The organism is Pseudomonas sp. FW300-N1A1 (assembly GCF_058789115.1).
In genome coordinates this window covers 71,312-90,349 of record NZ_JBYTBK010000002.1, presented here as the reverse complement: position 1 = coordinate 90,349, position 19,038 = coordinate 71,312, and the positions used below count along the sequence as shown (strand labels likewise).

The following is a 19,038-nucleotide window of genomic DNA, read 5'->3' as shown; positions in this document are numbered from 1 at the left end:
CGTTCCCGGCCAGAGCGCGGGAACGATCAGTCATGCAGGACTAGACCGCTTCCAGCTTGGCGTAGCCGAGCATCAGCCATTTGCTGCCTTCGCTGAAGTTCACTTGCACCCGGGCCTGCGCGCCGGCGCCTTCAAAGTTGAGAATAACCCCTTCGCCGAAGACCGCATGCTGGACTTGCTGGCCGAGGCTGAACGCGGTTTCCGGAATTTCCGTACCCGCGAACAGACTGCTCGAGCTCTGCTTCTGGCCACCGCCAAACGGACGGCTGACGCTGTTGGACAGCCGCACTTCCTGGATCAGGCCCTTCGGCACTTCGCGGACGAAGCGCGACACCTTGTTGTAGGTCTCGCTGCCATACAAGCGTCGGGTTTCAGCGTAGGTCATCACCAGGTTTTGCATGGCGCGAGTGATGCCCACATAGGCCAGGCGACGCTCCTCTTCAAGGCGGCCGGGCTCTTCCAGGCTCATCTTGTGCGGGAACAGGCCTTCTTCCATGCCCACCAGGAACACGTAAGGGAATTCCAGGCCCTTGGCGCTGTGCAAGGTCATCAGTTGGATGCTGTCTTCATGCTCGTCGGCCTGGGTGTCGCCGGCTTCCAGTGAGGCATGGCCGAGGAAGGCGGCCAATGGCGTCAGGTCTTCGTCTTCTTCGGCGCTTTCAAAGTTGCGCGCCGCGCTGACCAGTTCCTCAAGGTTTTCTACCCGTGCCTGGCCTTTCTCGCCTTTTTCCGCTTCGTGGTAGGCAATCAGGCCGGACTGCTCGATGACCGTTTGGGTCATCAGGTGCAGGGGCATTTCGCTGGTCTTGGCCGCCAGGTTCTCGATCAACTCGATGAACGCGCCCAAGGCACCGGCCGCGCGACCGGTGAGGCCCTTGTTGGCGATCAACTGGCGCATGGCTTCCCACATCGACACATCGCTGTGGCGGGCGTGGTCACGGATGGCCTCGACGGTTTTTTCGCCAATGCCACGGGCCGGAACGTTGATCACCCGCTCCAGTGCCGCATCATTGCCGCGCCCTTCGAGCAAGCGCAGGTACGCCATGGCGTTCTTGATCTCCGCCCGCTCGAAGAAGCGTTGGCCACCATAGATGCGGTACGGAATGCGCTCGCGCAGCAGCGCTTCTTCCAAAACCCGTGATTGGGCGTTGGAGCGGTACAAAATCGCGATATCGCTGCGGGCCATGCCGGTTTTCAACGCGCTTTCGATGGTTTCCACCACGTAGCGTGCTTCGTCATGTTCGTTGAACGCAGCGTAGAGATTGATGGCTTCGCCTTCGCCACCGTCGGTCCACAGCTCTTTGCCCAGGCGCCCGGTGTTATTGGCGATCAAGGCGTTGGCGGCCTTGAGAATCCCGGCGGTGGAGCGGTAGTTCTGTTCCAGGCGGATGACTTCCGCGTCCGGGAAGTCGGCCGAATACTGATGAATGTTCTCGATTTTCGCGCCGCGCCAGCCGTAGATCGACTGGTCGTCGTCACCCACCACCATCAGGCTGTCGCCGCCTTTGGCCAGCAATCGCAACCAGGCGTACTGCACGGCGTTGGTGTCCTGGAACTCGTCGACCAGTACGTGGCGGAAGCGCTTTTGATAATGCGCCAACAGGCCCGGGTGGTCGCGCCACAGGTCGAGGGCGCGCAGCAGCAGTTCGGAGAAGTCGATGACGCCCGCGCGCAGGCACGCGGCCTCGTAGGCCTCATAGATGCTGCGCATGGTGGCCAGGTACAGATCGCCGCTGGCTTGAATGTGTTGTGGGCGCAGACCTTCGTCTTTCTGCCCGTTGATGAACCACTGGGCCTGACGGGCCGGCCAGCGTTGCTCGTCCAGTCCCAGTTCGCGGATCACCCGTTTGACCAAGCGTTGCTGGTCGTCGCTGTCGAGGATCTGGAAGGTCTGGCTCAGGCCGGCTTCCTGCCAGTGTGCCCGCAACAGGCGGTGCGCCAGGCCGTGGAAGGTGCCGACCCACATGCCGGCCGGGTTGATACCCATCAACTGCTCGATGCGGTGGCGCATCTCGGCAGCGGCCTTGTTGGTGAAAGTCACCGACAGGATTGAGTGTGGCGAGGCGTTTTCGACCTGGATCAACCAGGCGATACGGTGCACCAGCACACGGGTTTTACCGGAACCAGCACCGGCCAGGACCAACTGACGACCCACGGAGGCAGCTACGGCCTGGCGTTGGGCATCGTTGAGGGAGTTCAGCAGAAGGGAGAGATCATCGCGCATCAGCGCATTCTAGGGTGCTGCGCCACACCGGGCAAACCGAGCGTTGCATTAACCGATGAAAGATACGCCCAGGGCGACCGGCCGGTCACTCGCCAGCAGCCCTGACAGGCCGTGGCTCTGGGGTTTCGAGCGGTTTCCCAAGCCCATTGGTTTCGTCGATTTTGTGTGCAGGATCAGTTTGGTCCGGGGCGTTGCTTGTGTATGCTCCGTCGACGTTTCGGGCCTGCACGGCCAGCCTTATAAAAACAAGAATATTGCCTATGACCCTCAGCTCCAGTCTGCCGGGGCCCATTGTGGAACCGCAGGTTATCCGCAAGCAGTACGCCATGGAGATGGCGGTCGAGCGCACGCGTCTGCTGTATCAGGGCTCGTTGCTGCCTACGCTGTTCATGTTGATCAATGGGCTGGTCTGCGCCGGATTGCTCTGGAGTCCGCAGCGCTATTTATTGGTGAGCGTCTGGCTGGTGTGGTTGCTGGCACTGGTGGCGTTGCGGGTGATTCAGGTCGCCGCATTCGATTCGGCGATACCCGGTCGCCAGGCGCAACCCATCTGGCACCGCATGTTTTTGCTGGGCTCGGCCATGAGCGGCCTGACCCTGGCTGCCGCCGGCATCGCGTTGGTGCCCACCGACAGTTTTCTGCATCAAGCCTGGGTATTCGGCCTGATTGGCGCCGCGACACTGTCGGCCAGCGTCGCCTATGCGGTAAGCCTGCCGGCCTTCCTGTCCTTTACCTTGCCATGTCTGTTACCCGCCATTGGCTATCTGTTCTGGGGCGGTGATGAGCGGCAGCAGGGCTGGGGCTGGCTCGGGCTGATTCTGTTGGGCTCCCTGAGCGTGGTGGCCTGGCAGGTCAATCGGTTGATCCAGCGTGGCATGATGCGGCGCTTCCAGAATCAGGCGCTGATCGAGCATCTGCAGCAGTCGCAAAGTCGCAGTGAACGGCTTAATCAGGCGCTGGCGCGGGAGGTTGAGCAGCGCCGCCAGGCCGAAGAAGAGCTGCGGGAGGCCCAGGTCGGGCTTGAAAGTCGCGTGGCTCAACGCAGCCTCGATCTGGATGCCGCCAATCAGGCCTTGAGCAAGAGCGAGGCGCGGCTGGCGCTGGCGTTGAAGGCCAGTGAGCTGGGGCTCTGGGACTGGAACCTGCAGACCGACGAAGTGCATCACACCCAACTCAAGGAGCTGTTCGGGTTGGAGCCGGAATTCATCACGGCCATGCTCCGGCACCTGAAACCGCGCCTGCACCCCAAGGACCTGCCCGCGCTACGACGGGCGCTGGTGGAGCATTTGAAGGGCCGCACCGAGGATTATCAGATCGAATACCGTGTGCGTCATGGTGATGGCCACTGGGTGTGGATCGAAGACCGTGGGCGAGCTGTGGAGCGCAGCGCCAGCGGGCGGGTCCTGCGAATGGTCGGCACTCGGCGCGACATCAGCGCCAGCAAGGACCTGGAAGAGCAACGGCAATTGGCGGCGACGGTGTTTGAGGCGGCCAGTGAAGGGATCGTGATTTTTGACCCCGATTACGCGCTGATTGCAGTCAATCAGGCGTTCACCCGGGTGACCGGTTATCAGCTCGAGGACCTGCTGGGGCGCAATGTGGTCGAGTTGCCGTGTAGCCGCGACGCGCGCCGGCACTACCCGGTCATTCATCAGGCACTGGAAACCCAGGGTACCTGGCAGGGCGAACTGGTGGAGGCGCGCAAGAACGGCGAGCTCTATCCGCAATGGCTACAGCTGAACGTGGTGCGCGATTCTCGAGGAAACGTCAGTCATATTGTGGGTTTCTTCGCTGACCTGTCCGCGCGTCGCGAAGCCGAAGAGCGCATGCGTTACTTGACGCATTACGACGATCTTACCGGCCTGGCCAATCGCTCCTTGTTTCGCGAACGCCTGCATGACGCCCACCAACGAGTGCAGCAGGGCGGTCGCAGCCTAGCGTTGCTGCATATCAATATCGACCGCTTCAAATTACTCAACGACAGCCTGGGCCATGATGTAGCCGACCAACTGTTGCAGAAAATGGCGCGGCGACTGGTCAACGCACTCCCGGAAGCGGACACCATCGCCCGCTTGTCCGGCGATGAGTTCGCGGTGCTGTTCGATGCCTATGGCAATTTGTCGAGCCTGGCACGGGTGGCTACCCGGCTGTCGACCAAGCTGCGCGTGCCGCTGACCATCGAGGGCCATGAGTTGGTGGTGAGTGCCTCGATGGGCATCAGCATGCTGCCGGACAATGCACGGCAAATTTCGACGCTGATCAGCCAGTCGAATATGGCCATGCAGCATGCCAAGCACTTGGGCGGCAACAATTTCCAGTTCTACACAGACAGTCTTCAGGCCAGCACCCTTGAGCGTTTACAGCTGGAAAACCAGCTGCGAAAGGCCATCGAGGAAAAGCAACTGAAGGTGTATTACCAGCCCAAGCTGTGCCTGGCCAGCGGTCGACTGAACGCTGCGGAAGCGCTGGTGCGTTGGGATCATCCAACGATGGGCCGTGTGCCACCGGTGGATTTTATTGGCTTGGCGGAGGAAACCGGGCTGATCGGATCGATTGGTGAGTTCGTGCTGCGCCAAGCCTGCTGGCAAGCCTGCGAGTGGCAGCGCCAGGGGCTGGAGCCGATTCGGGTTTCGGTCAATCTGTCAGTTCACCAGTTGCGCCAGGGCAAGTTGGTCAGCCTGGTGCGTCAGGTCCTTGAGGAAACCGGCCTGGCGCCGCACTACCTGGAATTGGAGCTGACCGAAAGCCAGTTGCTCGACAGCGTCGAACACATCATTGCTACCTTTCAGCAACTGCGAGACCTGGGGGTGAAGTTGGCCATCGATGATTTTGGCACCGGTTACTCGTCGTTGAGTTACCTCAAGCGCATTCCCGTGGACTACGTGAAGATTGATCAGGCATTTATCCGCGGGCTGGGCGAGGGCAGCGCCGACACGGCGATCACCCGGGCAATCATTGCCATGGCTCATGGGTTGTCGCTCAAGGTGGTGGCCGAAGGTGTCGAGCGCCAGGAGCAGCTGGAGTTTCTCAAGGCCGAGCGGTGTGATGAGGTGCAGGGCTACCTGATCAGTCGACCGGTGGAGGCCGGTGGACTGGCTGGCCTGTTGCGCAGGCAGGATGTTGAATGAGAGGGCGATAAACCGATGGGATTCCTGCCGGATCAGTTCACTGTCCGGCAGGAAGTAACGCTGCGCCCGAGCAAGAGACTGTGGGCGCTTAATGGGTGGTCAGAATTTCATCAATCTGCTGCAGCAGCTGGCCTTTGTAGAAAATGCCGACTTTTGTGACATCCAAGTCGCTCGATGTCTCGAACCTGACGGCTTTGTCTGTTACGACCTGCAAAAAATTTCCGTCGGCGCTTTCAAGTGTCAGGTCCAGCGTCACCTCGCATGCCCTGATGCCGCCGGCCATTTCACGATGTTGAACGGCTGACTGGGTCAATTTCGGCGTGATGCCAGGGTGTGCGACGGTGACGGTGCCGGTGACGCGGAAAGATGGAGCACCCGGCATCAGATCTCTTTGGGCTTTCCAGTCGCGTGTTGTAATGCTCATGGTTGTTAACTCCTGTAATAAGTAGTGTGCGTCCTGCCCGGCCACTATCCTTCCGGCAATGGGTGGGGGTGCGATACACATGTAGTGCATCTGTACGTTCCTGAGTTTTTTCGGGCCTGATGGGGCGACGAATGAGGCAGGCCATTTCGGATAGAGGTGGCCGACGGATCATTGTCCTGGCGAATTTCCCACAGGGCTGCGCTTGGGGGGCGGTTACGGAGGGCTACATGAAGCGCGCATGGCGCAGGGCGGGGACATGGAGTTACGCATTGAGCAGGCAAAAAGCGGATTCTTGTAGTATAACTACAAGCTTGCTACATCCCCGGCGCCTGCCCATAACAATGAGTCCTGCCCTTTGAACCTGTTGCAACATATCGCCCAGTCTCGCCACCTGTTACGCAAATCGGAACTCAAGGTTGCCGACCACGTGCTGCTTGACCCTGCGGCAGTGATGCACAGCTCCATGGCTGATCTTGCCCACAGCGTTGGCATCAGCGAACCGACCATCGTGCGCTTTTGTCGTGCCATCGGCTGTTCGGGGTTCCAGGACTTGAAGCTGAAGCTGGCGCAAAGCCTGGCGGCGGGTGCGAGTTTCGGCCAGTTCGCGATCCATGAAGACGACTCGGTCGCCGACTACAGCCTGAAGATCTTCGACACCACCCTGCACACCCTGATGGAGGTTCGCGAGAAGCTCGATCCGGTGGAGTTGCAGAGGGCGGTGACGCTCATGTCACAGGCTCAGCGCGTCGAGTTCTATGGCTTTGGCGCCTCCGGTGCCGTGGCCGCGGATGCCCAGCATAAATTCTTTCGGTTGCTGCTGACGGCGGCGGCCTATTCTGACCCGCACATGCAGGCGATGTCGGCGGTCACGCTGAAACCCTCTGACGTGGCGATCTGCATCTCCCAGTCCGGGCGTTCCAAGGACCTGTTGATCACCGCCAACCTGGTGCGTGAAAGCGGCGCGTCGTTGATTACCTTGTGCCCGAGCCAGACCCCCCTGGCCGAGCTGTCGACCGTCAACCTGGCGATCGATGTGCATGAAGACACCGAAATCTATACGCCGTTGACCTCGCGTATCGCGCACCTGGTGGTGATCGATGTCTTGGCCATGGGCGTGGCCATGGCGCGCGGCCCGAGCCTGGTGAACCACCTCAAGAGCGTCAAGCGCAGCCTTCGCAGCCTGCGCCTGTCGCCCAAGTCGGTGAAAGCGCTGGACGATTGATGTGGCGATGGGCTCTTTGTGGTGAGGGCGCTTGCTTCCGTCGGCCGGTTCGCGCTCGGGTACAGCAGTCGCAAACCCTGCTGACACGATCCTCCTGAATCACCGCGTCGCATGATTTTGGGGCCGCTTCGCTGCCCAGCGGGAGCAAGCTCCCTCGCCACAGGTGCGGTGTCACCCTGTGGATTTCATCAGTCTGTAACCCGCCCGCCGCCAAACCGTCATCCCCCGCGCCTATCTTGAAACTCCCGTACTCGCCTTGGGAGACTCGAAATGGCCCAGCCCTACGAAGAACGCAACAGCGCCGTCAAAACCCGTCGTCAGCAGGAAGACCAGCGCCGCATGGAGTTCCGCCGTGCGATCGAAGATCGCTGCGAACGCCGGCAACTTCTGGCCGAGATCGGCGATTTTCCTGACTGTGGTGAGCTCAATTACTGGCAGGCAACACCGGCAGCTTCGCGTCGAAGCGCTCAACCAGCGCGCTGATCTGCACGCGTTCGCTGCGGATAAATCCCAGGAACGCATGCGCAACCGGTGACAGGCGCTTGGCTTTGGCCTGCACCAGGCACCAGCTGCGAAACAGCGGCAGCTCTTCGACCGGCAGCTCCTTGAGTCCGCCGGTCGCCAACTCAAGGTTCAGGGCGTGGCGCGTCAACAGGGCCACGCCCAGACCCGCCACCACGCATTCGCGCTGGGCTTCGGCTGACGAGACTTCCTGGGTCTGGTTGAAGTGCACGCGCTTCTCTTTGAAGTACTCCTCGCATGCCAGGCGCGTCCCGGAGCCGGGTTCGCGCAGCAGCAGGGTGTAAGGCTCAAGGTCCTGCAGGCGCAGTGGGCCCATGTGGCACAGTGGATGGTCCGGTGGCGCCACGGCGACGATCGGATTGTTGAGGAACGGCAAAAATTCCAGCCCCATGTCCTGCGGCACCATGGACATGATCACCAGATCGTCACGGTTATCGGACAGGCGCCGGATCACTTGCCCACGGTTGACCACCGTCAATTGCAGGTTCACTTCCGGGTGTTGGCGCTTGAACGCGGCAAACAAGTGCGGTACGAAATACTTGGCGCTGGATTCCACCGCCAGTTTCAGTTGGCCTTGCAAGGAACCTTGCATGTCCGAGAGTTGCATATCGAGGTTTTCGAGGCGCCCGAAAATGTCTCGACTGGCACGCTGTAACGCTTCAGCAGCCTCGGTCATGTAGAGCTTTTTGCCGACGTAATCGAACAAAGGTTGACCAATCAGCTCTTCCAGCTGACGCATCTGTAGGCTAACAGCCGGTTGTGTGAGCGACATTTCGTCGGCTGCGCGGCTGTAAGAACGCAAATCACAGACTTCATTGAAGATCTGTAGCTGACGTAATGTCATACGCATCAAGGACTTACGCATTTTATGCTGACTCTGGTCGCAGGCTGGTGGCTCAACTATAAGTCTTTGCTTATGCCTGACCCAATAATTATTGATTTTTGTTAATCCCTTGAGCGGGATAGTGTGACTGTGCGACTGGCTTGAAGCATTTAGTCACGCGCCGACCCAGTCTAGGGGTCGTGGGTAGCAACCGGCTCAAGGGAAACTCCAAGTGATAACAAAGATCCTGATCGCCAACCGTGGTGAAATTGCCGTACGAATCGTACGTGCCTGCGCCGAGATGGGCATTCGTTCGGTCGCGATCTATTCCGACGCCGATCGCCATGCGTTGCACGTCAAGCGCGCCGATGAAGCCCACAGCATTGGTGCCGAGCCACTGGCCGGCTACCTGAACCCGCGCAAGCTGGTGAACCTGGCCGTGGAAACCGGTTGCGATGCGTTGCACCCAGGCTATGGCTTTCTGTCGGAAAACGCCGAACTGGCCGATATCTGCGCCGAGCGCGGTATCAAGTTCATCGGCCCATCGGCCGAAGTCATCCGCCGCATGGGCGACAAGACCGAAGCACGTCGCAGCATGATCAAGGCTGGCGTGCCGGTCACGCCGGGTACCGAAGGCAACGTCGCGGGCATCGAAGAGGCCCTGGTCGAAGGCGATCGCATCGGCTATCCGGTGATGCTCAAGGCCACCTCCGGTGGCGGCGGCCGTGGCATTCGTCGCTGCAACAGCCGTGAAGAACTGGAGCAGGCATTCCCGCGGGTGATTTCCGAAGCGACCAAGGCCTTTGGTTCGGCGGAAGTCTTCCTGGAAAAATGCATCGTCAATCCCAAGCACATTGAAGCGCAGATCCTCGGCGACAGCTTCGGCAACGTGGTGCACCTGTTCGAGCGTGACTGCTCGATCCAGCGTCGCAACCAGAAACTGATCGAGATCGCGCCAAGCCCGCAACTCACCCCTGAACAGCGCGCCTACATCGGCGACCTGTCGGTGCGTGCGGCCAAGGCTGTGGGTTACGAGAACGCCGGTACCGTGGAGTTCCTGCTCGCCGAGGGCGAGGTGTACTTCATGGAGATGAACACCCGGGTGCAGGTGGAACACACCATCACCGAAGAAATCACCGGCATCGACATCGTCCGTGAGCAGATCCGCATCGCATCCGGCCTGCCCCTGTCGGTCAAGCAGGAAGACATCCAGCATCGCGGTTTCGCGCTGCAGTTCCGGATCAACGCCGAAGACCCGAAAAACAACTTCCTGCCCAGCTTCGGCAAGATTACCCGTTACTACGCGCCCGGCGGTCCCGGCGTGCGCACCGACACGGCGATCTATACCGGCTACACCATTCCGCCGTTCTACGACTCCATGTGCCTTAAGCTTGTGGTGTGGGCGCTGACGTGGGAAGAGGCGATGGACCGTGGCTTGCGAGCCCTGGACGACATGCGTCTGCAAGGGGTCAAGACCACGGCCGCGTACTACCAGGAAATCCTGCGTAACCCTGAATTCCGTAGCGGCCAGTTCAATACCAGCTTCGTTGAAAGCCACCCTGAGCTGACCAACTACTCGATCAAGCGCAAACCCGAAGAGCTGGCCCTGGCCATCGCCGCCGCCATCGCCGCCCACGCAGGCCTGTGAGGAATATTCCAATGTCCAAGAAAATTCATGTAACTGACACGATCCTGCGCGACGCTCATCAATCGCTGCTCGCGACCCGCATGCGCACTGACGACATGCTGCCGATCTGCGACAAACTCGACAAAGTCGGCTACTGGTCGCTGGAGTGCTGGGGTGGCGCGACGTTCGACGCCTGCGTGCGCTTCCTCAAGGAAGACCCGTGGGAGCGCCTGCGCAAACTGCGCGCGGCGCTGCCTAACACGCGCCTGCAAATGCTTCTGCGCGGCCAGAACCTGCTGGGCTACCGCCACTACAGCGACGACGTGGTCAAAGCCTTCGTCGCCAAGGCTGCGGTGAATGGCATCGACGTGTTCCGCATCTTCGACGCCATGAACGACGTGCGTAACCTGCGGGTGGCCATCGAAGCGGTAAAAGCCGCCGGCAAGCACGCCCAGGGCACCATCGCCTACACCACCAGCCCGGTGCACACCATCGATGCGTTTGTGGCCCAGGCCAAGCAAATGGAAGCCATGGGTTGCGACTCGGTGGCGATCAAGGACATGGCCGGCCTGCTGACGCCGTACGCCACGGGCGAGCTGGTCAAGGCATTGAAAGCCGAGCAATCGCTGCCGGTCTTCATCCACAGCCACGACACCGCCGGCCTGGCTGCGATGTGCCAGCTCAAGGCCATCGAAAACGGTGCCGACCACATCGACACCGCGATCTCCAGCTTTGCCTGGGGCACCAGCCACCCAGGTACCGAATCGATGGTTGCCGCCCTCAAGGGCAGCGAGTTCGATACCGGTCTGAACCTGGAACTGCTGCAAGAGATCGGCCTGTACTTCTACGCCGTACGCAAGAAGTACCACCAGTTCGAAAGCGAATTCACGGCGGTCGACACCCGTGTCCAAGTCAACCAGGTGCCGGGCGGGATGATTTCCAACCTGGCCAACCAGTTGAAAGAGCAGGGCGCCCTGAACCGCATGAGTGAAGTACTCGCGGAAATCCCGCGGGTTCGCGAAGACCTTGGCTACCCACCGCTGGTGACCCCGACCTCGCAGATCGTCGGCACCCAGGCGTTCTTCAACGTACTGGCCGGCGAGCGCTACAAGACCATCACCAACGAAGTGAAGCTGTACCTGCAGGGCGGCTACGGCAAGGCGCCGGGTACCGTCGACGAAAAACTGCGCCGCCAGGCCATCGGCAGCGAAGAAGTCATCGACGTGCGTCCTGCTGACCTGCTCAAGCCGGAAATGACCAAGCTGCGCGGTGAAATCGGCGCGTTGGCCAAATCCGAAGAAGACGTGCTGACCTATGCGATGTTCCCGGACATCGGGCGCAAGTTCCTCGAAGAGCGCGAGGCAGGCACCCTGACTCCCGAAGTGCTGCTGCCGATTCCTGAAGCCGGCGGCGTGGCCTCGGCCGGTGGCGAAGGTGTACCGACCGAGTTCGTCATCGACGTGCACGGCGAAACCTACCGGGTCGACATCACGGGTGTCGGCGTCAAGGCTGAAGGCAAGCGTCACTTCTACCTGTCCATCGACGGCATGCCGGAAGAAGTGGTGTTCGAACCGCTCAACGAATTTGTCGGCGGTGGCAGCAGCAAACGCAAGCAGGCCAGTGCGCCAGGCCATGTCAGCACCACCATGCCGGGCAACATCGTCGATGTGCTGGTCAAGGAGGGCGACACCGTGAAAGCCGGCCAGGCCGTGCTGATCACCGAAGCGATGAAGATGGAAACCGAAGTCCAATCGGCCATCGCCGGCAAGGTCACCGCCATTCACGTGGCCAAGGGCGACCGGGTCAACCCGGGCGAGATCCTGATCGAGATCGAAGACTGATACAACGCCTTCATCTGCAACGTTTTACCTCGGGGGGGCATGTGCTCCCCTTTTTTTGTCTGTCGTTTTACCCGATAGGTATCGCGTTATCGTCGATCGCGAGCAAGCCTTGCCCTTGCAGGTGCAAGGCTTGCCCGTGGTGACTACCGCTCAGACTTGGCAGATTAGCCGCGGCAGTCCACCAAGGACTTTAACTGTCCCGAAGCGGTCTGGTTCTCATCCGCCAGCCACTTCTCAAACCCCGCGCCAATCACCGACCACTCCGAATCCAGGATCGAATACCACGCTGTATCGCGGTTCTGGCCCTTGACCACCATGTGCTGGCGGAACACGCCCTCGAAGCTGAAACCCAGGCGTTCGGCGGCGTATTTGGAGCGGGCGTTGGCGTTGTTGCACTTCCATTCCAGTCGACGATAGCCCAGGGCGAACGACTCCTTGGCCAGCAGGTAAACCGCTTCGGTGCTTTTCGGCGAGCGTTGCATGGGTGCGCCGAAGGTGACGTGGCCGATTTCGATGCGGCCCTGGGCCGGGACGATCGACATCAGGCTGAGCATGCCCTGGACGTCGCCGCTGGCGCGGTCGATGACGCAGAAGAAATACGGGTCGCTGTTGGCCGCATGGTTGTTCAGCCAGTCACTGAAGGCGCTACGCTGCGGGAATGGACCGTAAGGCAGGTAGTCCCAGAGTTTCGGGTCGGCGCCAGGGCCTTGCAGGGCATTGAACAAACCCTCGGCGTGACGCGCCGGGTCGAGCTTTTCAAGGCGGATGAAGCGGCCTTCGAGCGATTGGGCCGAGGGTGGCGGGACGCCTTTCCAGTCGGCGAGTGAAATCGACATGCTGTTCTCCTTGAACGTTAGAGACCTTTGCGAAACTGGATGAAACCCGGGCGCTCGGCAATGCGCTCGTAGAGCTGGATTGCTGTCACGTTGGTCTCGTGGGTCAGCCAATGCACCTTGCAGCAGCCGTCGGCCTTGGCGGTACTGTAGACGTACTCGATCAGCTTGCGGCCGATACCGGTGCCACGGGTTTCGGGCGTCACCAGCAAGTCTTGCAGGTAGCAGGAGTTTTCGATGCTCCAGTTCGAGCGATGGTAGATGAAATGCACCATGCCCACCGCTTTACCGTCAGCCCAGGCGAGGGCGGCGTGGGTTGGTTCACTGGGGTCGAGAAAGCGTTGCCAGGTGCTGTGGGTGACCGCCTCTGGCAGTTCTGTGTTGTAGAAGCGCAGATAGGCTTGCCATAACGGCAGCCAGGCGGCCTGGTCGTCGGCGGTGACGCGGCGTATCTCGATCTGGCTCATGTTCATTCCTTGGGCATCAAGTGGGCGAGCGCCTGGTCATGCGGGTCGTGGCTGGCGACCAATCCTTCGCGCACGCCGGCGATGTCTGCGGTACTGCGGTTCTGGCTGAGCTTGCGTTTGCCTTCCAGGCGCTGGATGGGCAATGCGAAACCGACGATGGCCTTGAGCATGCTGTCGATGTAATGAGCGGGTGCGTCGTCGACTTTCCAGGGTTGGGCACGACCATTTTCGTGGCGATCGGTCAGGGCACTGACCAGGTCGCGCAAGCGCTGGGCGTCGCTGAACACTTCGGCGCGGCCATAGGCGTGCACGGCGATGTAGTTCCAGGTCGGTACGACTTTGCCGTGTTCGGCTTTGGCGGGGTAGAAAGACGGGCTGACGTAAGCCTCGGCACCGGGGAATATCACCAGCGCCTCGGCACCGCCTTCCAGTTCCCGCCATTGTGGGTTGGCGCGGGCCAGGTGGCCGTAGAGCGTGCCGTTGGGGCCTTGCTCGGGGCTCAGCAACAGGGGCAGATGACTCGCTTGCAAGCCGTTGTCGCCATGGGTAACGAGCATGGCCAGGCGCGTGTCGAGGATCTGCCGATGCAGGGTGGTGAGGTCGTCGATGGCAAAAGCGCTGGGGGTATACATGGAAATTTTCCTTGGCGAATGCCTGCATCCTAGGCAGGCTATTGGTCTGTTGTAAGAGCCATTAATGGTTAATTTCATAGATCCATTGCCAGGGTGTCGCGCCATGAGCAACCCGTCACTGTCGCTGTCGTTCAATCCCGCCGGCATCGAGCTTGATCGCCGTCAGGGCCTGAGTCGCCAGCTTTATCAGGCATTGCGCCTGCGCGTGCTCGACGGTCGACTGGTCAGTGGCACCCGTTTACCGGCCAGCCGCGATCTGGCGGCAGCGTTATCGATTTCGCGCAACAGTGTGGTGCGTGCCTACGACCAACTCTACGCCGAAGGCTTTATCGAGGGGCGGGTGGGCGATGGCACCTATGTGGCGCAATTACCGGCAAACTCTTGGTCCGCGGAAAAACTATCCACAAAAGTATCCACAGGGTTTTCAACAGGCTTACCCACAGGGTTATCCACAAAATGCCTGGATTTAGCTGTGGTTTCATCCAGTAAAGTTATCCACAGTGATGCGCTTCAACGAGTCGAGAAGCACCATTTGCCCAAGCCGCCGAGTGGGCCGCCGAGGGCGTTTCGGGTGGGGGTGCCGGCGTTTGACCTGTTCCCGTTCGAGGTCTGGGCCAAGCTGAATGCGGCTTTCTGGCGCAAGCCGGATTTACAGCAATTGTGTTATGGCGCGCCGGAGGGAGATGCGCGGTTGCGCGGGATGATCGCGGCCTATTTGCGCAGTTCCCGAGGCATGCAGTGCAGCGCTGAGCAAATTGTGATCACCAGTGGCGCGCAGCAGGGGATTAGCCTTTGTGCACAGCTGCTGGTGGCGCCCGGTGACGGGGTGGCTGTGGAAAACCCCGGTTACCGTGCGGCGGGTCATGCGTTCGCGCTGGCAGGCGCTAAGTTGCACGGTGTTTCGGTGGACAGCGATGGTATCGATTGCGCCGAACTGGCCGGTCTAAGCGACTGCCGACTGGCCTATGTCACACCGTCCCATCAGTACCCGACCGGCGTAATCATGAGCTTGGCCCGGCGTCTGGAGTTGCTGGCGTGGGCCGAGCGGACAGACGGCTGGATCATCGAGGACGACTACGACGGCGAGTACCGCTACAGCGGTGCCCCGTTGGCCCCCTTGGCGGCGTTGGACCGGCAAGGGCGGGTGCTCTATGTCGGCACGTTCGGCAAGGTGGCGTTTCCAGCATTGCGTCTGGGCTACTTGGTGCTGCCCGTCGACCTGGTGGAAGCATTCGCCCAGCGTCGTGCCGTGGATGTGCGTCATTCCGAGGTGAGCACCCAGGCGGTAATGGCCGAGTTCATGGCGGCCGGGCATTTCCAGCGGCATATACGGCGCATGCGCCGCGCCGCCCTGAGTCGACGCAATAGGTTACTGGCAGGCTGGCCTGCAGATATCCCCGGGGTGGGCAGCCTGCCGAACGTCATGGCCGGACTGCATATGACGGTGCCGGTGCAAAGCCTGGTCCGTGAGCGTGAGCTGGTGGCAATGGCGGCCAGCGTGGGGGTGGAGATCAACGGGCTGAGCAGCTACTGGCTACCGGACTCAACGACCCCCGAAGACCAGCGTGCAGGCCTGGTACTGGGGTTTGCGGCGGTGCCTGAAGCGGCCATCGAGGCCGCCCTCGCGCGGCTGGATGAGGTCTGGCGCAAGGGCTGAGGCGGGCAGGCCAGTCGGCCTGCCCGCTATCCGGGTGACGGGGTAAACGAGGCCGTCATCAGGTCCCGGACTTGATCTTGGTCCAGGCCCGGGTCCGCGCACGCTCGGCATCCCGCGGCAATGGTTGCAGGGTGTACAGCGTGCTCATCGCGGTCTCGGTCGGGTACAGGTTGGGATTGTTGCGAATGGCCGGATCGACCAGCTCGGTGGCATCCTTGTTCGGGTTCGGGTAACCGACAAAGTCACTGACGGGTGCGATGACCTGCGGTTGCAGCAGGTAGTTGATGAAGGTGTAGGCGTCTTCCGTATTCTTCGCCCCTTTCGGGATCGCGAGCATGTCGAACCAGATCGGCGCGCCTTCCTTGGGCAGGCGCATGTCGACGATCACACCGTTCTTGGCTTCCTTGGCGCGGTTGGCGGCCTGGGAGAAGCTGCCGGAGTAACCGACCGCGACGCAGATGTCACCGTTGGCAATGTCGGCCATGTACTTGGACGAGTGGAAGTAGGTGACAGACGGGCGGATCTTCATCAGCAGTGCTTCAGCCTTGGCATAGTCCGCCGGCTGCTTGCTGTTGGGGTCAAGGCCCAGGTGTTGCAAGGCCAGCGGCAGGATCTCCGATGGCGAGTCGAGCAGGGCGACGCCGCACTGCTTGAGCTTGCTGATGTTCTCTTCCTTGAAGATCAGGTCCCAGCTGTCCACCGGCGCGTTGTCACCCAGCACCGCCTTGACCTTGTCCGGGTTGAATCCGATCAGGATGGTGCCGTACATGTACGGCACGGCAAATTTGTTGCCCGGGTCATTGGCCTCGATCAGCTTCATCAGCTTGGGATCGAGGTGGTTCCAGTTCGGCAGTTTGCTGCGATCCAGGGGTTGGAACACGCCCGCTTCGATCTGCTTGGCGAGAAACACGTTGGACGGCACCACCACGTCATAACCGGAGTTGCCGGTCAGCAGCTTGGCTTCCAGTGCTTCGTTGGTGTCGAAGATGTCATAGACCAGCTTGGTCTGGGCGTTCTGTGCCTTGAAATCTTCCAGGGCCTTGGGGGTGATGTAGTCGAACCAGTTGTACACCCGCAAGGTGCGCTCTTCGGCCTGCACGGCACTGCCGAGCGCCATGGCGCACAGGGTTGGAACGATGAAACGCTTGATTCTGTTCATGGTGCCAATTCCTCATTGGGCGCGTTCAAAACCTTCCAGAACGTTCACGGCATTGATGCCGATTTCTTCCACCGCGTAACCCCCTTCCATCACGAACAGGGTCGGTTTGCCCAAGGCCGCGATGCGCTCGCCCATGGCCAGGTAGTCCGGGCTGTCGAGCTTGAACTGGGAGATCGGGTCGTCCTTGAAGGTGTCCACGCCCAGGGATACGACGATGATGTCGGCGCCGTATTTCTCGATCTCTGAGCAGGCCTGTTCCAGGGCCGCACTCCAGCGGTCCCAGCCTGAGCCTGCTGGCAGTGGGTAGTTGAAGTTGAATCCTTCACCTGCGCCTTCACCGTGCTCGTCTGCGTAGCCCAGGAAGAACGGGAATTCGGCTTCCGGGTCGCCGTGGATCGAGGTGAACAGCACGTCGCTGCGCCCATAGAAAATCGATTGAGTGCCATTGCCGTGATGGTAGTCGACGTCGAGGATCGCGACTTTTTTGTGGCCTTGATCGAGGAATGCCTGGGCGGCGATGGCGGCGTTGTTGAGGTAGCAGTAACCGCCCATCAAGTCGCTGGCGGCATGGTGTCCCGGTGGGCGGCACAGGGCGAATGCACTGTGGGCGCCGTTCTGGATCGCGGCTTGTGCGGTGAGTGCCACTTGCGCTGCGCTGTACGCCGCTTGCCAGGTGCCGGCGGTGATCGGTGCGCCGCCGTCGAAGCTGTAGTAACCGAGCTGGCCGTGCAGGCTGGTGGGTAGCACGCGGCGCAGGGTGCGCGCCGGCCAGGTGTAGGGCAGCAGATCGCCGTCGGTGCCGAACTCGGTCCAACGCGCCCAGGCGCCTTTGAAGAAGTCGAGGTAGTCGCGGCTGTGAATGCGCTCCACTGGCCCCAGGCCGAAATCCTGCGGCGCTTGCACCGGGCCCAGGTCGCGGGATTGAACGCGCGCCAGAACGTGGTCGGCCCGCGAGGGCATTTCGAAGCAAGGCTTGAGCTGCCCGTCTATCAATTCGCAGCGGCCATGGTGCAGATGGTGATCGTCCGAGTAAATCGTCAGCATGTTCTTGTTCTCCGCAGGGCTGGTTCGGTTGAACACAGTCTTGCGGCGGACGCTGATTCAGAGAACGGCAGGAAAGGCCAGAAGGGGATCAATACGGCCAAAATATTTGACCGTAATTCGCCCATTGTTGACGCAACATACCCCCGGTTCAGAGCACGGAATGCTCAACCTGTGGAAGCGGGCTTGCCCGCGAAGGCATCTTCGAAGGCGCTAAAAGTATCGCCGGCAAGCCCGCTTCCACAGGGTTATCCGTGTGGCCTGAACTGGCTCGGCGCCACACCGCTCCAGCGTACAAAGGCATGGCGAAAGCTTGCGGTCTCGCTGAAGCCCAGTGCTTCGGCAATGCGGTAGATCGGTAGTTGGTCCTCGCAGAGCATTTGCTTGGCTTGTTCGAAGCGTAGTTCGTCGAGCAACTCCTGATAGCTGCAACCCAGGTCTTTGAGGTGCCGGCGCAGGGTGCGCGGCGAACAGTTCATCTGCTGCGCCAGTCCGTCCAGCCCCGGGGCCGCATTCAGCTGTGCACTGAGCAATTGACGAATCCGTCCCAGCCACGCCTGACGTCCGGTGAACTCGATGTTCTGCTTGCGGCAGCGTTCGGCCATGGCCTGATGGGTGATGACATCGGCCAATGGCAGCGGTTGATCGAGCCAGCGTCGGTCAAAGGCGAAGGCGTTGTCCTTGGCCTCGAAGTGCAGTGGGCAAGCGAAGTGTTCGGCGTACCGGTCGCGGTAATCCGGCGCCACATGCTCAAGCCGGGCGGCGAGCAGGGGCAGGGAATGGCCGAGCAAGTCATCGCAGATAACCCTCAGCGACACCAGGCAGAACTCGGCATTGAACACGGCCAGTGCCGGGTTCTCCCGGTAATCGGCGGCCACAAACCAGACTTGCTCGCCGTCCTCTTCCAGGCGGAGTTCGTAAAGTGTTCCCAACAGCGCCGGATACCGCATCGCCAGACGCAAAGCGTCACCGAAGGTGGCACTGGTGAGCAGGGCATAGCCGAGCATGCCGTAGGACGATACGTGCATCCGTCTGCCCAATTCCAGGCCGATATCGTGCTTGAGGGCGACGGCATTGGCGCAAACCTGCATTTCCTGGTGGGTGGTGATGCGTGTGTCCGCCCGGCTCAAGTCCGCGGTATTGATACCGCTGCCGGCCAGCAGTGCGTCACTCGACAAGCCTTCGGCCTTGAAGACATTGAGCACCAGCGAGACAGCGTTGAGGGTGGTGAGGTGGGAGTGGAGCATGGGCGGTTCCAGCCTTGGGGTGTTGGAACAAGAGCAAGTTGTGTGCCTAACGACGATCTTGTGGGGGGAGCTGTTTTGATCACAGGGCGGATGCCTGACACATACCCTGTGGCGAGCGAGCTTGCTCGCGCTGGACTGCGCAGCAGTCGCAAAACCGGTCACCGGGTTTTATCTGAAAACCTGCAATAGTC

The 19,038-nt window shown here is 60.9% G+C and carries 15 protein-coding genes; 6 read left to right on the top strand and 9 right to left on the bottom strand.

Annotated elements, in window-relative coordinates:
* Window positions 1-40: 40 nt before the first annotated feature.
* The gene (gene uvrD / locus AC3WQN_RS02705) at window positions 41-2,224 is read right to left on the bottom strand and encodes a DNA helicase II (protein WP_103398564.1); all 2,184 of its coding nucleotides are present in this window, start codon (window positions 2,222-2,224) and stop codon (window positions 41-43) included.
* A 260-nt stretch (window positions 2,225-2,484) separates the two neighbouring features.
* On the opposite strand from uvrD, the gene AC3WQN_RS02700 reads away from it, so the two are divergent.
* On the top strand, window positions 2,485-5,352 hold the full coding sequence (locus tag AC3WQN_RS02700) for an EAL domain-containing protein (protein ID WP_103398563.1): 2,868 nt from the start codon (window positions 2,485-2,487) through the stop codon (window positions 5,350-5,352).
* 88 nt (window positions 5,353-5,440) lie between these two features.
* On the opposite strand, the gene AC3WQN_RS02695 is transcribed toward AC3WQN_RS02700, so the two are convergent.
* Window positions 5,441-5,776, bottom strand: a complete 336-nt coding sequence (locus AC3WQN_RS02695; protein ID WP_103398694.1) for a hypothetical protein — start codon at window positions 5,774-5,776, stop codon at window positions 5,441-5,443.
* Between the two features lie 355 nt (window positions 5,777-6,131).
* On the opposite strand from AC3WQN_RS02695, the gene hexR reads away from it, so the two are divergent.
* Both hexR and AC3WQN_RS02685 read left to right on the top strand, forming a co-directional pair.
* A complete protein-coding gene (gene hexR / locus AC3WQN_RS02690; protein WP_025131545.1) occupies window positions 6,132-6,998 on the top strand; it encodes a transcriptional regulator HexR in 867 nt (288 codons plus the stop codon).
* Between the two features lie 270 nt (window positions 6,999-7,268).
* Window positions 7,269-7,481, top strand: a complete 213-nt coding sequence (locus tag AC3WQN_RS02685; protein ID WP_103398562.1) for a PA3496 family putative envelope integrity protein — start codon at window positions 7,269-7,271, stop codon at window positions 7,479-7,481.
* On the opposite strand, the gene AC3WQN_RS02680 is transcribed toward AC3WQN_RS02685, so the two are convergent.
* Window positions 7,423-8,385, bottom strand: coding sequence for a LysR family transcriptional regulator (locus AC3WQN_RS02680; RefSeq protein WP_103398561.1), 963 nt, complete (start codon window positions 8,383-8,385; stop codon window positions 7,423-7,425). The two genes, AC3WQN_RS02685 and AC3WQN_RS02680, sit on opposite strands and share 59 nt — an antisense overlap.
* A 190-nt stretch (window positions 8,386-8,575) precedes the next feature.
* Here AC3WQN_RS02680 and AC3WQN_RS02675 point away from each other — a divergent pair, with 190 nt between their 5' ends.
* Together AC3WQN_RS02675 and oadA are read left to right on the top strand one after the other, a co-directional pair.
* Entirely contained in the window at window positions 8,576-9,991 is a 1,416-nt protein-coding gene (locus AC3WQN_RS02675; protein WP_095146269.1) for an acetyl-CoA carboxylase biotin carboxylase subunit, read from the top strand.
* Between the two features lie 11 nt (window positions 9,992-10,002).
* Window positions 10,003-11,811: a sodium-extruding oxaloacetate decarboxylase subunit alpha gene (gene oadA / locus AC3WQN_RS02670; RefSeq protein ID WP_103398560.1), complete on the top strand. Its 1,809-nt coding sequence runs from the start codon at window positions 10,003-10,005 to the stop codon at window positions 11,809-11,811.
* A 164-nt stretch (window positions 11,812-11,975) separates the two neighbouring features.
* Here the strand turns inward: oadA and AC3WQN_RS02665 are convergent, their stop codons facing one another.
* From AC3WQN_RS02665 to AC3WQN_RS02655, 3 genes are read right to left on the bottom strand one after another with little or no spacing between them, the layout of a single operon-like run.
* Window positions 11,976-12,647, bottom strand: coding sequence for a GNAT family N-acetyltransferase (locus AC3WQN_RS02665; protein WP_103398559.1), 672 nt, complete (start codon window positions 12,645-12,647; stop codon window positions 11,976-11,978).
* A 17-nt stretch (window positions 12,648-12,664) separates the two neighbouring features.
* A complete protein-coding gene (locus tag AC3WQN_RS02660) occupies window positions 12,665-13,111 on the bottom strand; it encodes a GNAT family N-acetyltransferase (RefSeq protein ID WP_103398558.1) in 447 nt (148 codons plus the stop codon).
* 2 nt (window positions 13,112-13,113) lie between these two features.
* Window positions 13,114-13,743: an FMN-binding negative transcriptional regulator gene (locus tag AC3WQN_RS02655; RefSeq protein ID WP_103398557.1), complete on the bottom strand. Its 630-nt coding sequence runs from the start codon at window positions 13,741-13,743 to the stop codon at window positions 13,114-13,116.
* A 103-nt stretch (window positions 13,744-13,846) separates the two neighbouring features.
* Between AC3WQN_RS02655 and pdxR the strand changes: the two genes are divergently transcribed.
* Entirely contained in the window at window positions 13,847-15,400 is a 1,554-nt protein-coding gene (pdxR, locus tag AC3WQN_RS02650) for a MocR-like pyridoxine biosynthesis transcription factor PdxR (RefSeq protein WP_103398556.1), read from the top strand.
* A 58-nt stretch (window positions 15,401-15,458) separates the two neighbouring features.
* On the opposite strand, the gene AC3WQN_RS02645 is transcribed toward pdxR, so the two are convergent.
* The 3 genes from AC3WQN_RS02645 to AC3WQN_RS02635 all read right to left on the bottom strand — a co-directional run bounded on the left by AC3WQN_RS02645 (window position 15,459) and on the right by AC3WQN_RS02635 (window position 18,847).
* Window positions 15,459-16,559, bottom strand: a complete 1,101-nt coding sequence (locus AC3WQN_RS02645; protein ID WP_103398555.1) for a polyamine ABC transporter substrate-binding protein — start codon at window positions 16,557-16,559, stop codon at window positions 15,459-15,461.
* A 12-nt stretch (window positions 16,560-16,571) separates the two neighbouring features.
* Entirely contained in the window at window positions 16,572-17,603 is a 1,032-nt protein-coding gene (locus AC3WQN_RS02640) for a histone deacetylase family protein (RefSeq protein WP_103398554.1), read from the bottom strand.
* A 245-nt stretch (window positions 17,604-17,848) separates the two neighbouring features.
* A complete protein-coding gene (locus AC3WQN_RS02635; RefSeq protein ID WP_103398553.1) occupies window positions 17,849-18,847 on the bottom strand; it encodes an AraC family transcriptional regulator in 999 nt (332 codons plus the stop codon).
* Window positions 18,848-19,038: the final 191 nt, after the last annotated feature.

What these genes read in the sequence shown, in the direction of transcription:
- uvrD (WP_103398564.1), bottom strand. Translation starts at nt 2,224, where the DNA reads ATGCGCGATGATCTCTCCCTTCTGCTGAACTCCCTCAACGATGCCCAA.
- AC3WQN_RS02700 (WP_103398563.1), top strand. Translation starts at nt 2,485, where the DNA reads ATGACCCTCAGCTCCAGTCTGCCGGGGCCCATTGTGGAACCGCAGGTT.
- AC3WQN_RS02695 (WP_103398694.1), bottom strand. Translation starts at nt 5,776, where the DNA reads ATGAGCATTACAACACGCGACTGGAAAGCCCAAAGAGATCTGATGCCG.
- AC3WQN_RS02685 (WP_103398562.1), top strand. Translation starts at nt 7,269, where the DNA reads ATGGCCCAGCCCTACGAAGAACGCAACAGCGCCGTCAAAACCCGTCGT.
- AC3WQN_RS02680 (WP_103398561.1), bottom strand. Translation starts at nt 8,385, where the DNA reads ATGCGTAAGTCCTTGATGCGTATGACATTACGTCAGCTACAGATCTTC.
- oadA (WP_103398560.1), top strand. Translation starts at nt 10,003, where the DNA reads ATGTCCAAGAAAATTCATGTAACTGACACGATCCTGCGCGACGCTCAT.
- AC3WQN_RS02665 (WP_103398559.1), bottom strand. Translation starts at nt 12,647, where the DNA reads ATGTCGATTTCACTCGCCGACTGGAAAGGCGTCCCGCCACCCTCGGCC.
- AC3WQN_RS02660 (WP_103398558.1), bottom strand. Translation starts at nt 13,111, where the DNA reads ATGAGCCAGATCGAGATACGCCGCGTCACCGCCGACGACCAGGCCGCC.
- AC3WQN_RS02655 (WP_103398557.1), bottom strand. Translation starts at nt 13,743, where the DNA reads ATGTATACCCCCAGCGCTTTTGCCATCGACGACCTCACCACCCTGCAT.
- pdxR (WP_103398556.1), top strand. Translation starts at nt 13,847, where the DNA reads ATGAGCAACCCGTCACTGTCGCTGTCGTTCAATCCCGCCGGCATCGAG.
- AC3WQN_RS02645 (WP_103398555.1), bottom strand. Translation starts at nt 16,559, where the DNA reads ATGAACAGAATCAAGCGTTTCATCGTTCCAACCCTGTGCGCCATGGCG.
- AC3WQN_RS02640 (WP_103398554.1), bottom strand. Translation starts at nt 17,603, where the DNA reads ATGCTGACGATTTACTCGGACGATCACCATCTGCACCATGGCCGCTGC.
- AC3WQN_RS02635 (WP_103398553.1), bottom strand. Translation starts at nt 18,847, where the DNA reads ATGCTCCACTCCCACCTCACCACCCTCAACGCTGTCTCGCTGGTGCTC.